General features: G+C 70.5%; 9 protein-coding genes. 6 read left to right on the top strand and 3 right to left on the bottom strand.

Annotated features, from left to right (window positions below):
* From ACP4E5_RS05810 to ACP4E5_RS05790, 5 genes are all read left to right on the top strand, one after another.
* Window positions 1–1,029, top strand: coding sequence for a LacI family DNA-binding transcriptional regulator (locus ACP4E5_RS05810; protein WP_425825638.1), 1,029 nt, complete (start codon window positions 1–3; stop codon window positions 1,027–1,029).
* Between the two features lie 154 nt (window positions 1,030–1,183).
* Window positions 1,184–2,548, top strand: a complete 1,365-nt coding sequence (locus ACP4E5_RS05805) for an ABC transporter substrate-binding protein (RefSeq protein ID WP_425825637.1) — start codon at window positions 1,184–1,186, stop codon at window positions 2,546–2,548.
* A gap of 2 nt (window positions 2,549–2,550) precedes the next feature.
* Window positions 2,551–3,492 carry a carbohydrate ABC transporter permease gene (locus ACP4E5_RS05800; protein ID WP_425825636.1) on the top strand — a complete coding sequence of 314 codons (942 nt, stop codon included), beginning with the start codon at window positions 2,551–2,553 and terminating at the stop codon, window positions 3,490–3,492.
* Window positions 3,489–4,328: a carbohydrate ABC transporter permease gene (locus ACP4E5_RS05795; protein ID WP_425825635.1), complete on the top strand. Its 840-nt coding sequence runs from the start codon at window positions 3,489–3,491 to the stop codon at window positions 4,326–4,328. Before ACP4E5_RS05800 ends, ACP4E5_RS05795 begins: the two co-directional genes overlap by 4 nt.
* A 43-nt stretch (window positions 4,329–4,371) precedes the next feature.
* On the top strand, window positions 4,372–6,441 hold the full coding sequence (locus ACP4E5_RS05790) for a beta-galactosidase (RefSeq protein ID WP_425825634.1): 2,070 nt from the start codon (window positions 4,372–4,374) through the stop codon (window positions 6,439–6,441).
* A 49-nt stretch (window positions 6,442–6,490) separates the two neighbouring features.
* On the opposite strand, the gene ACP4E5_RS05785 is transcribed toward ACP4E5_RS05790, so the two are convergent.
* From ACP4E5_RS05785 to ACP4E5_RS05775, 3 genes are all read right to left on the bottom strand, one after another.
* Window positions 6,491–8,875: a GH92 family glycosyl hydrolase gene (locus tag ACP4E5_RS05785; protein WP_425825633.1), complete on the bottom strand. Its 2,385-nt coding sequence runs from the start codon at window positions 8,873–8,875 to the stop codon at window positions 6,491–6,493.
* 132 nt (window positions 8,876–9,007) lie between these two features.
* Window positions 9,008–9,913, bottom strand: coding sequence for a class I SAM-dependent methyltransferase (locus tag ACP4E5_RS05780; protein WP_425825632.1), 906 nt, complete (start codon window positions 9,911–9,913; stop codon window positions 9,008–9,010).
* Between the two features lie 49 nt (window positions 9,914–9,962).
* The gene (locus tag ACP4E5_RS05775; protein WP_425841112.1) at window positions 9,963–10,859 is read right to left on the bottom strand and encodes an NADP-dependent oxidoreductase; all 897 of its coding nucleotides are present in this window, start codon (window positions 10,857–10,859) and stop codon (window positions 9,963–9,965) included.
* 406 nt (window positions 10,860–11,265) lie between these two features.
* Here ACP4E5_RS05775 and ACP4E5_RS05770 point away from each other — a divergent pair, with 406 nt between their 5' ends.
* Entirely contained in the window at window positions 11,266–12,768 is a 1,503-nt protein-coding gene (locus ACP4E5_RS05770; protein ID WP_425825631.1) for a flavin-containing monooxygenase, read from the top strand.
* The last annotated feature ends 2 nt before the right edge of the window (window positions 12,769–12,770 follow it).

Raw genomic sequence — 12,770 nt, 5'->3', positions numbered from 1 at the left:
ATGCCGACCACCATGACCGACGTGGCCCGCGCCGCCGGTGTCTCGCAGAAGACGGTGTCGCGCGTCGTCAACGGTGAGCAGTACGTGAGCGCGGAGATCCGCGAGCGCGTGCACCAGGCCATCCGTGACCTCGACTTCCGTCCCAACAACACGGCTCGCGCGCTGCTTCGGGGGAGGCATCGCCGCATCGGTGTGATCTCGCTCGGCAGCGCGCACTACGGACCGACGACTCTCCTCATGGCCCTGGAGCGGGCCATGCAGCGGGCCGGGTACGCCTTCGCCCTGGCCGGTACCCGCGACGGCCGGGACCGGAGCCTCGCTACGGCCGTGGCTTCGCTGCTCGCCGAGGGCGTCGACGGTGTCGTGCTCTCGGAGCCCGTCGACGACGGCTCACTTCTACGGTTCCGCTGCGACGTGCCAATGGTGAGTCTGGGCGAACCCGTGGAACTGTCCGACGCCGCGAGCGCCGTGGTCGGCGCCGACGGCGTGGCCGACGCCCGAGCCGCCACCGAGCACCTCCTGGCCCTCGGTCATGAAACCGTCCGGCACATCCCGGGCCCCGGCAACTGGTTCAGCGCCCGCGACCGCGAACGGGGCTGGCGTGCGGCGCTGGCGGCGGCCGGCGCCCCGGCGCCGCCGCTCGCCCCCACGGGGGACTGGTCCCCGGCCTCCGGCTACCGGGCGGCCCGGCGTCTGGCCCGCGACCTCGACGTCACCGCGGTCTTCGCCGCCAACGACGAGATGGCACTCGGCGCCCTGCGAGCCTTCACCGAGGCCGGGCGACGCGTCCCGGAGGACATCAGTGTCGTCGGCTTCGACGACATCCCCGCGGCGGCCTACCTCACGCCACCGCTCACCACCGTCCGCCAGGACTTCGCGACCGTCGCCACCCGCGCCGTCGAGGTCCTGACCGCCATGATCGAGGGCAAGCCCGATCCGTCACAACGCCCGGGCCTGACAAGCGAGTTGGTCATACGAGCGTCCACCGCGCCACCACCTCGACCCGCCACAGCCACCAACCCTACGTAGACACCAAGCCTACGTAGACACCCACCCAACTTAGGCACCCGCACCCCCCTCGACGGTCAGGCCGGAGCACCCGCCGGTCCGCCCCGCCGCGCCCGCACACCGTCCGCCCCCCCCAACGGCCCCGACCCCACCCGCACCACGTGAGGAGTCACGTGTGTTCACCCCGAGCCGCCACCTCCACCGCCCGCCCACGCGAACGCCGTCCCGCCGAGCGCTGCTTCGCGGTGCCCTCGGACTCGGTGCCACCGGCGCCCTCGCCGCCTGCGGGCGCGGCGCCACCACACCTCGTACCTCGGGCGACGTCACTCTCGCCCTGTGGACCCACGACCAGGGCTACCAGGACTTCTTCACCCGCTCGATCCCGACCGCCGACCGGCTCACCGACTTCGCGTACCACCTCAGCACCACCCGGGCGGGCGCCCCCGACCTGGTCACCAAACTGCTCGCCCAGGCGGTGGCCGGGCGCGGCGTGCCGGACATGGTCGGCTTCGAGGCCAACGCCTTTCCGCGAATGCTGCGCGGTGACATCTCCGAGCGGCTGCTGCGCGACCTCGACGAGGACGTGGCGAAGGTGCCGGGCCTCAAGGAAGACCTGTTGCCCGCGCGCACCGCCCCGTTCAGCAAGGACGGCAAGCTCTACGGCCTGGACTCGGACACCCCGCTGGTCGTGCACTACTACCGCAGGGACCTCTTCGAGAAGTACGGGCTGCCGACCGGGGCCGACACCTGGGAGGAGTTCGCCCGCATCGGCGAACGCGCCCACCGCAAGCACGGAGTCGCGCTCAACGCGGTCGTCACCGGACCCGACGTCGGCCAGATCGTGCAGTCCTTCCAAATGCTGCTCAACCAGCGCGGCGGCGGCCTCTTCGACAAGGACCAGCGGCTCACTCTGGATTCCGACGAGGCGGTGGAGGCTCTGGAGTTCATCTGCCGCGGTCTGCGCGCAGGCTTCATCGCCGGCGTCTCCGACTACTTCGGCGGCCCGATGCAGGCCGCGCTCAAGCAGGGCAAGGTGATCGGCGTACTCATGGCGACCTGGTACAAGATCTACGGCCTGGTTCCCAACGTGCCCGAGCAGAAGGGCAGATGGGGGATGGCGGCCCCACCCCGCTTCAGCGCGGGTGGTCATGCCACCGCCGCCACCGGTGGCACCGGATTCGGTGTGCTGAGGGACAGGCCCAACACCCTCGCCGCCACCGAGTTCCTGCGCAGCACCTGGCTCACCCACGAGGCTCAGGTACGACGCTTCCGCGACCTCGGCTATCTGCCCACCCGCGCCTCCGTCTACAAGGACAAGGGCCTGCTGCGCACCACGGACGCCTATCTCGGAGGGCAGCGCCCGTTCGACGTCTACACCGCGCTCCTCGACGACGTACCGCCCGTGTATGTCAGCCCCGACCAGTCGATCCTCAACGATGTGCTCTCCGGCTGCCTGCTCAGCGCCTACCGCGGCGACCTCACACCGCGCGCCGCCATCCGCAAGGCAGCCGCCGACTTCCGCGACCAGGCGGGGAGGTAGCCATGACCTCGACGTTCCTGCGTGCCCGCCCGACGCACACGGACGCCGCTCCCGCCGCACCACCGGGCGGCAGGACCGGCCGTGCCGCCCTGCATCCGTACCTGTTCATCGCGCCCTTCTACGTGCTGTACGTGCTCTTCATGCTGGTGCCCATCGCGGTGGCGCTCTGGCTCAGCCTCTGTGAATGGGTCGGGCTCGGCGCCCCGCACTGGGTGGGCCTGCGCAACTACCAGCACCTGCTGACCGACGCCAGCTTCCAGCGGGCACTCGGCAACACCGGGGTCTACGTCCTCGTCAGCCTGCTGATCATCGTGCCGGGCGCGCTCTTCGTCGCGCAGGCCATCAACGCCCGTGGTGTGCGCGCTCGAGACCTGTGGCGGACCGCGTACTTCGTCCCGATCGTGGTGTCACCGATCGTCGTCGCCCTGATCTTCGGGCTGATCTTCGACCGGCAGTTCGGCCTGCTCAATTCGATGCTGCGGTCCCTGTTCGGCACCGGCTCCGTCGACTGGCTGGGCGACCCCGTGCTGTCGAAGGTCGCCATCTCCCTTGTCATGGTGTGGCGTTGGTCCGGCTACCTCACCATCTTCTTCCTCGCCGGACTGCAGAACGTGCCGCGCGAACTGTACGAGGCCGCGTCCATCGACGGCGCCGGTCCGGTGCGCACCTTCATGACAGTCACCCTGCCCGCGCTGAGGCCGGTGACCGCGTTTGTCGCGGTGACCTCGTTCATCGGCGCCGCTCAGATCTTCGACGAGCCGTATCTGCTCACCGGCGGCGGACCGGCCGAAGCGACCCTGTCCGTGGCCATGTTCATCTACCGTGCCGCCTTCGAACGCCAGCAGTTCGGATACGCGGCCGCCGCCGGAGTCGTCCTGTTCGTCGTCGTCTTCACCCTCAGCCGGCTCTTCAACCGGCTGCTCGGCATCGGGAGGCCCCAGTGAGCGCCCCAGCGAACGCCACGGCACTGCGCCGCCCGCTCCTCTACACCACGCTCGGCGTGCTGCTGCTCGCCTTCACGGCGCCGCTGCTGTGGGCGCTCAGCGGATCCCTCAAGAGGCGCGGCGACATCTTCGCCTACCCGCCCAAGCTCATTCCGTCCCCGGCGACACTCGCCAACTTCCGTTCGCTGCTGGCCGAGCAGCCGTTCGGCCGCTGGTTCCTGATGAGCGCCGTGGTCGCGTTGCTCGCCACCGCCGTCTCGGTGTTCGTCTGCGCCCTCGCCGGCTACGGCTTCGCGAAGTTCCGCTTCGCCGGGAAACGGTTCTTGTTCGGCGTGATGTTCAGCTCCCTGTCGATCCCGTTCGCGGTCATCCTCGTTCCGCTCTTCGTGATCCTCGTGAAATCGGGGCTCGGCAGCCCGTGGTTCGCGCTGATCGTGCCGTGGGTGGCGCCCGCGTTCGGGATCTTCATGATGCAGCAGTACATCGTGCAGAGCGTCCCGGACGAAATCCTGGAGGCCGCCCGCATCGACGGCGCGAGCGAGTTCGGGATCTTCCGCCGAGTCGTGCTTCCACTGCTGCGGCCCTCGCTCGGTGCCCTTGGCGTCTGGCAGTTCCTGCAGAGCTACAACAGCTTCCTGTGGCCACTCGTCCTGGTCTCCGACAGCTCCCAGTACACCCTCCCGCTCGGCCTGCAGACCCTCTTCAAGGCCGAGAACCGCCAGTACGACCTGGTCCTCGCCGGATCCGTGCTCGCGGTGCTCCCCGCGGTCCTCGTCTTCGTCCTCCTCCGCAAGCAACTCCTGGAGGGCCTGTCCACGGGCGCGGTCAAGGGCTGACCGCGACCCCACTCGACATTCTCAACTCACGTAGAGGAGAAGCATGTTCGACCTCCCTGACCGGGTCCTGTTCGGCGCCGCCTACTATCACGAGTACCAGCCGCACGACCGGCTCAAGGAAGACCTCGACCAGATGGCCGAGGCCCGCTTCACCGTCATCAGGGTCGGCGAATCCGTCTGGTCGACCTGGGAACCCGACAACGGCCGCTTCGACCTCGACTGGCTCAAGCCTGTTCTGGACGGCGCGCACGAGCGAGGCATCTCCGTCGTGCTCGGCACCCCGACGTACGCGGTACCCCCGTGGCTCGCCCGCCTCTACCCGGAGATCGCGGGGGAGCGGAGGACGGGGCAGCGCATCGGGTGGGGCGCCCGTCAAGAGGTCGACTTCACCCACCCCGCGTTCCGCTTCCACGCGGAGCGCGTCATCCGCAGGATCATCGAGCGGTACGCCTCCCACCGCGCCGTCATCGGCTTTCAGGTCGACAACGAACCCGGCAACGAACTCCTCCACAACCACGGCGTCTTCCAGCAGTTCACCGACCGGCTGCGGGCGCGGTACGGCGACGTGGAGACCCTGAACCGGGAGTGGGGCCTCGTCTACTGGTCGCACCGGCTCGCCACCTGGGCCGACCTGTGGACCCCGGACAACAACGCTCAACCCCAGTACGACCTGGCCTGGCGACGCTTCCAGGCCGACCTCACCACCGAGTTCATCGAGTGGCAGGCGGGCATCGTGCGCGAGTACGCGCGCCCCGGCCAGTTCGTCACCACCTGCATCTCCTACGAGCGTCCGGGCATCGAGGACGACCGGCTGACGGACCGCCTGGACGTCACCGCGGGCAATCCGTACTACGCGATGCAGGACGGCCTCGCCCACCCCGAAGGGGCCCCCTCATCGCAGGGCTGGACCACCAACGGCACCTGGGCCCTGTACCGCAGCGCGGACCGCATGTACTCCTCGCGGCAGGAACCCTTCCTCGTCACAGAGACCAACGCCCAGGCCATCGGGGGCAGTTCACACAACCGCCCGGCGTACGACGGACAATGGCGGCAGGCCGCCTGGGCGCTGATCTCGCGTGGCGCCTCGATGATCGAGTACTGGCACTGGCACACCCTGCACTTCGGGACCGAGACGTACTGGGGCGGCATCCTGCCCCACAACGGCCGTCCCGGCCGTGCCTACCGCGAACTCGCCGCCTTGGGTGCCGAGTTGGAGGCGGCGGGAGACCTCGTGGCGGGACTGACCCCTGACGCGGACATCGCCTTCCTCTACGCCACCCCCAGCAAGTGGGCGCTCCAGGCCCAGCCGCCCCTGGCCCGGCCGGACGGCACGGCGGACCCGAACTCGTACCAGACCATCTTCGACGCCTTCTACCGTGGCGCGTTCGATGCCGGCCTCCAGGCCCGGGTGTTGCATCCGGGGCAGCTGCCGGACGTCGCCGACCTGCCACCGGTCCTCGTCGCCCCCGCCTACTACGCGTCCGACGACGCCACCCTCGACCTCCTTGCCGCGTACGCCGAGCAGGGCGGCCACCTGATCATCGGCCCCCGCACGGCATACGCCGATGGCGAGGCCCGAGCCCGGACGGCCGACCAGCCCGCGCGCCTGGCGGAAGCCGCTGGGGTGACCTACGACGAGTTCAGCAACCTGTCCGCACCGCTCACGGTCCACGGCGCGGACGGCTTCCCGCTGCCCGCGGACGCGCGTGCGCTGCACTGGGTGGACGGCCTGACGCCGCGGGGTGCGCAGGTCCTCGCCTCGTACGAGCACCCGCACTTCGGCCGCTGGCCCGCCGTCACCACGCACGAGCACGGGGCCGGCCGTGTCAGCTGCGTGGGCACGGTGCCGGACCCGGCACTGGGGCGTGCCCTGTTCCGCTGGGCCGCACCGGAGACGTCCTGGCGTCCCACGGCCCCCAGCGTCACCGCGACATCCGCCACCGCCCGCGACGGGCGCCGGGTCCGCTTCCTGCACAACTGGTCATGGGAGCCGCAGTTGGTCACGGCGCCCGTGGGACTGCGGGACGTACTGACGGGCGCGGTCCACGAGGGCGGAGGTGACGTCGAGCTGGGGCCGTGGGACGTACGGGTGCTTGAGGAAACAGCACGGTGACGGAACGGGGTGCGGGCCTTCCACGAAGGAGTGCCCGCACCCCGCCCCCTCACTTCCCAGCCACCGCAGGCGGCCCCGCGTCAACGCCCCAACTCGTCGGCTTCTCCGAGAGTTTGACGCCGATCGTGCCCGCGCCGAGCAGATCCTTGTGGGAGAGCCAGCTCTGGCGCAGCGGCGTGCCGCCCTTGCCCGTGGTCACGGAAGAGACGTACTGGAGCTTCGACGCGTCCGCGCCCGGCGCCGAGATCGCGATCTTGCGGCCGTGTGCCGGGCGGATCTCGACCTTGTCGAACATCGGGGCCGACAGGACGTACTTCGCCGAGCCGGGCTGGACCTCGAAGACGCCGGCCATGGCGAAGACGAGCAGCGACGACGTGGCGCCGAGGTCGTCGTTGCCGGGCATGCCGTACGGGTCGTCGGTGAACAGCGTCCGCATGGCCCGCAGCACCGCCGAGGTCTTCCACGGGGTGTCGGTCCACGCGTACATCCACGGGGCGTGGAAGTCGGGCTCGTTGTTCGGGTTGAACGCGAAGTTGTTGTGGTAGTCGTAGGCGCCCGTCACCCACGAGTCCTTGGCGGCCTTCGCCGGGTCGCTGAGCACGGTCGGCATGTCGAAGAACTTGTCGAGCCGCTGCTCGGCGGCCGCCTTGCCGCCCATCAGCCCGTAGAGGGCCTGCGGATTCTGCTGCGCGAGCCACTGGTACTGCCAGGCCGTGCCCTCGTGGAAGGCGCCCGACTGGGTCGGGTCGGTGTCACCGGCGGCGCTGCCGTCCGCGTTCCGCGTCACGGGGAAACCGGTGAAGCCCTGCGAAGTGACCTTCGGGTCCCACAACTTGGCGAAGTTGTCACAGCGCGAGGCGAGCGTCGCGGCCTTGTCCTTGTGGCCGAGACCGTCGGCCATCGTGGACAGGGCGCAGTCACCGAGCGCGTACTCGAGCGTCGCCGAGCCCGCCTGGCGGCTGTCGCCGAACTTGTAGCCGGGCAGGTCCTGGTAGCCGACGAAGCCGTTCTTGACGTACGTCGGGTTGCCGTCGCGGCCGCGGAAGATCGACTGGTCGGAGGGGACGTCGTTGACGTTCTTCCAGAGCGCGTCGAAGAGCTCGCGCGAGGTGCGGTCGTCGAGCAGGCCGCGGTTGTAGAGGTCGACGATGAACGGGGTGACGGGGTCGCCGCTCATCACGTTCGTCTCGCTGTTGCCGAGGCCCCAGCGCGGCAGCCAGCCGCCGTCCTTGTACACGTGCAGCAGGGACTTGGCCATGTCGGCGGCCTTGTCCGGGTGCAGCAGCGCGACCAGTTGGTTCTGCGAGCGGTACGTGTCCCAGAGCGAGAACATCTGGTAGTACGTGGAGTCCGACCGGTGCACCTTGTCGTCGAAGCCGCGGTAGCGCTTGTCGACGTCGGAGCCGATCGAGGGGTGCAGCAGCGAGCGGTACAGCGCGCTGTAGTACGTGCGCTGGTCGGCGGTGGAGCCACCGGCGACGCGCATCCGGTTCAGCTCGTCGCGCCACGCGTCGTGCGCTCCGGAACGGGCCCGGTCGAACGAACTCGGCTGCTCCGCGCGGCGGTTGAGGCGCGCGCCGTCGACCGAGGTGTACGACAGGCCCACCGACGCGCCGACCTTGTCGCCCTTGGCCGGGTCGAACGACAGCCAGGCACCCGCGCGCTTGTCGCCCCGCGAGGCCTCGCGCTTGTTCGGGGTGAGGGTGCCGTCGCTCCAGGTGCCGAACGTCGAGAACGACCGGTTGAACTTGGCGCTGAAGAAGACCCGGTAGCGCTCCTTGCCGGTCTCCCCGCAGAAGTTGCCGCCCTGCACCCATCCTTCGACGGTGTCGCCGCCGACGACCTTGATGTCACCGGCGTACGTGCTGCCGTTGCTCTCGCCGGCCTCGATGAGGACGTTCTCCGCGCCCGAACCGCTGGGGAAGGTGTACCGGTGCTGGCCGGTCCGCTCGGTCGCCGACAGCTCGGCCTTGATGCCGTTGTCGAACTTCACGCCGTAGTAGCCCGGCGACCGGGTCTCGTTGTCGTGGCTGAACTTCGCGCCGTACTGCGCCGGATCGGACGAGGTCACCGCGCCCGTGGTCGGCATGAAGCGGATGTTGCCCATCGTCTGGCAGCCGACACCCGAGAGGTGCGTGTGGCTGAAGCCGAGGATGGTGTCCTGCGCGTAGTCGTAGGAGGCGTACTTGTTCAGCTGCGTGTCGGGGCTCAGCTGCACCATGCCGAAGGGGGAGGCGGCGCCGGGGAAGGTGGTTCCGTCGCCGTTGTTGCCGATCGACGTGTCGACCAGGCTGGTCGGGTCGGCGGCGAAGCCGGGTCCCGCCTCCTTGGCGCTCGCGACACCGGGGGTGAGGGACGCGGCGGCCACGGCGGTGACCATGAATATGGCGGCGGCGGTACGGCGCAGCGGTCTCAGTGATGGCGACGCTCTCATCGCGATCCTCTCCGTAGACAACGTTGTCGGTGCGGTTCCTTTCGATCTTTGTCGTGGGGGAGGGGATTCGTCAATGGATGTGGGGGGGGGTGGGGCTGTTGGCGGTGTCGGGCTGCGGTGGGGCTGTCCCCTTCAGGCCCTCGGACCGGCCGCCGTCTCCGCCACCGCCACGCGCCCCGACCGCAACGAGGCCCGTCCCCGCGCCGGGATGTCGAGGGAGTCGGCGATGGTGAGCAGGGGCTCGTCCGATGTCGTCGACCAGCCGTGTTCCGCGAGCAGCGTGGCCAGTTGGCGCGGTTTCCACAGTGAGCGCCACGGCTCGCCCCGCGTGACGGAACTCCCGAGTACGCGCGTCAGCAGTCGCCCCGCGGTCGCCTTCGCCGACGGCGCCTGGTAGTTGACGACGAGGGCGCTGCCCGGGGCCGAGCGGGCGGTGAGCGTGGCCACCGTGGTGCGGACCTCGTCGCGCGTGAGGTAGGGGACGACGCCTTCCCACAGCCACGTCGTCGGCGCGGCCGGGTCGTGTCCGGCGGCGTCCAGCGCGGCGCCGAGGTCGTCGACGGCGAAGTCGACGGGCGTGAACCGTACGCGGCGGGCCACGGACGGCAGTTCGGCGGCGGACCCGGCCCCGGCCTCGGTGAGGCGGGCGCGCTTGTCCTCCTGGGAGGCGGGGTGGTCGACCTCCCACACATCCGTGTGCGCGAGTTCGGGCAGGCGCCAGGCGCGGGTGTCCAGGCCGGCGCCGAGGATCACGAGCTGCTCCGTCGGGTGGGAGCGCACGGCCTCGTCGATGGCGACCGTGCGCGGCACGACCACCTCGGCACACGCCCGTACGCTCTCGTACGTCATCCGCGCCTGCCAGTCCTTCGGCGGCGTGCCCGCGCGCACCTCGTCCACGGGCACACGCTCCGCGTCGCGCAGCAGCCGCCCCGCCACCGGATCCGCGAACCGGCCCACGGCGGTCCGTCCGTCCGCGGCCGCCCGGCCCTGGCACACCAGTACCGCAGTCCGGCTCGCGGCACGCCCACTCTCGTTCATGAGGCCGTATTCAATCGCATACCCGTACCCGTCTCGCGGTGGGCCCGGCTCAGGGGACGATGACCAGCCGTCCGCGCAGGCCGCCCTCGGCCAGCCGGGCGTGGGCCGCCGCGGCGTCGGCGAGCGGGAACAGCTCGGCGACGCGGGGCAGCAGGGTGCCCAGGTCGGCGAGCGCGGACAGGTCCGCGAGCTGGGCGCCGTCGGCGCGTACGTCCAGGGCGCCGACGCGGACGCCGCGCTCGGCGGCCGGTTCCTGGCCGGGCCACACGCCGATGTAGGAGCCGCCGTCGCGGACCGGGGCGAGGGCCGCGCCGCCAAGGACCGCGGCGTCGACGACGCCGTCGAAGGTGGCCGGAGGGGGTGTCTGCTCGCGGGGCAGGAAGTGGTCGGCGCCGCGGCCTCGCAGGAACCGCTCGTCGTGCGCGGAGGCGAGGGCGGTGACCTTCAGGCCGCGGTGGTGCGCGAGTTCCACGGTGTGCGCGCCGACGCCGCCCGCCGCGCCCGTCACGAGCAGGCTCTGCCCGGGCTTGAGGGCGGCCAGGTCCAACGCCTGCGCGGCGGAGAGCGCGTTGAGGGGGAGCGCCGCGGCATGCGCGTCGTCCAGCGTGGCCGGGGCGGGCGCGAGCGCGTCGGCGTCGAGGACCACGTACTCGGCGTGGGTGCCCAGCGGGGTGCGGTGTCCCGTGGCCAGTCCGATGACCCGGTCGCCGGGGGACCGGTCGGCGCCGGAGCCGACGCCGTCGATGGTGCCCGCGACGTCCCAGCCGGGGCCGATCCGCTCGCCGTCGCCGCCGAAGACGCCCGCCCGCATCGCCGCGTCCACCGGGTTCAGCGCCGCCGCTGCCACCTTGACCAGGACCTGTCCCGGGCCGGGCTCGGGCACCGGGACCTCCGTGATCTCGACTGCCTCTGGCCCGCCGAAGCGGGACACGGTCGCGGCGCGCATGAGCATGCTGATCCTCCTGGACATGGATGGTCGAGCGCAGCCGCCTCCTACGTGTGGTGCGCACTCCCACCCTGCGTCGGCGCGGAAGCCCGTACAAAAGGCACACGCGTGTAAGGAACACGGGTGTAGGCGGAACAAGGCGGGTGGGCACGACCATGACCAGGTCACCTGCGATCGCGCCAACTTCTTTGCGATCTACGGGTGTTCGGGCGCGCCCCACAAGCATCCAGGTGTGACCCACGTCACGTTACCAGCGGTATCTGAAACAGTGTGTCGCAGGTAAATTGCGGGTACCGCGCAGATGAGAACCACGTGTCTGAGTAGCCGCCCGCGCCCAGAGTGGCGTTGAACCCTCCCGTCCCTGTCTCTCTCAGGGGCTCACGAGCGAGAGCGAGGACCCTCCGCGATGGAGCAGCAGCACGTCGACGTCCTGGTCATCGGTGCCGGAATATCCGGCATCAGCGCCGCGCGCCATGTCCTGCGCGACAACCCCAGGGCCTCGCTCGTCGTACTCGAGCGCCGCGCCCGCGTGGGCGGCACCTGGGACCTCTTCCGCTATCCCGGCATCCGGTCCGACTCCGACATGCCCACCTTCGGCTTCGGGTTCCGGCCCTGGAGCGACGCGCGCATCCTCGCCGGCGGCGCGCAGATCCGCCAGTACGTCGAGGACGCCGCGGCCGACGGCGGCATCCTGGAACGCACCCGCTTCGGCCGCCGCGCCATCAGCGCCGACTTCTCGCACGAGACCGGACGATGGACCGTCGAGGTCGAGGACGAGGGCACCGGCGAGCACGAGTCGTACAGCGCCGGCTATCTCGTCGGCGCGACCGGCTATTACGATTACGACCAGCCCTACCGCCCCGAATTCCCGGGCGAGGCGGACTACCAGGGCACGCTCGTGCACCCGCAGCAGTGGCCGGAGGACCTCGACCACACCGGCAAGCGCGTGGTCGTCATCGGCTCCGGCGCCACCGCCATCACCCTGCTGCCCGCCATGGCCGACAAGGCCGAGAGCGTCACCATGCTCCAGCGCTCGCCCACGTACGTCCTGGCCCTGCCGGAGATCGACCCGCTCACCTCCGTCATGAAGAAGCTGCGCGCCCCCGCCCGGCTGACGTACAAGGTCGTCCGGGCCCGCAACATCGCGTTGCAGCGCGGGAGTTACGCGTTCTGCCGCAAGTACCCCCGCCTCGCCCGCAAGGTGCTGCTCGGGCTCGTCCGCGCACAGGCGGGCAAGGGCGTCGACATGCGCCACTTCAGCCCGAAGTACAAGCCCTGGGACCAGCGTCTCTGCGTCGTGCCGGGCGGCGACCTGTTCAAGGTGCTCAAGCGCGGCAAGGCGTCCATCGCCACCGACCACATCGACACGTTCACCGCCGACGGCATCCGCCTGAAGTCGGGCGAGGAGCTCAAGGCCGACATCGTCGTCACCGCGACCGGTCTGAGCGTCCGCCTCATGGGAGGCATGGACCTGACCGTCGACGGCAAGCCGGTGGACGTCACGAACCGCGTGCTCTACAAGGCCGTGCTGCTCGAGGGCGTGCCCAACCTGTCGCTCGTCATCGGTTACACCAACGCCTCCTGGACCCTCAAGGCGGACCTGGCGGCCGACTACACGGCCCGCCTGCTGGCGCACATGCGCGGCAACGGGTACGACATCGCCACGCCGGTGGCCTCCGACGGCGACCGTTCCGAGTTCTCCGTCATGGGCGAGGCCCTGACCTCCGGCTACATCGCCCGCGCCGACAAGGTCATGCCGCGCCAGGGCACCCGCGACCCGTGGCGGCTGTGGAACAACTACTACCGCGACCGTGCCCTGCTCCAGGGCGCCCCCATCGACGACAGCCCGCTGCGCTTCGAGAAGGCGGGCCGGACGGCCGACGTCGAGGAACCGACCCGCGCCGCCTGACC

The organism is Streptomyces fractus, from assembly GCF_049844455.1.
GTDB lineage: Bacteria > Actinomycetota > Actinomycetes > Streptomycetales > Streptomycetaceae > Streptomyces > Streptomyces fractus.
The sequence above is the reverse complement of the archived record's forward strand: the minus strand, read 5'-3'. Positions and strand labels throughout refer to the sequence as shown.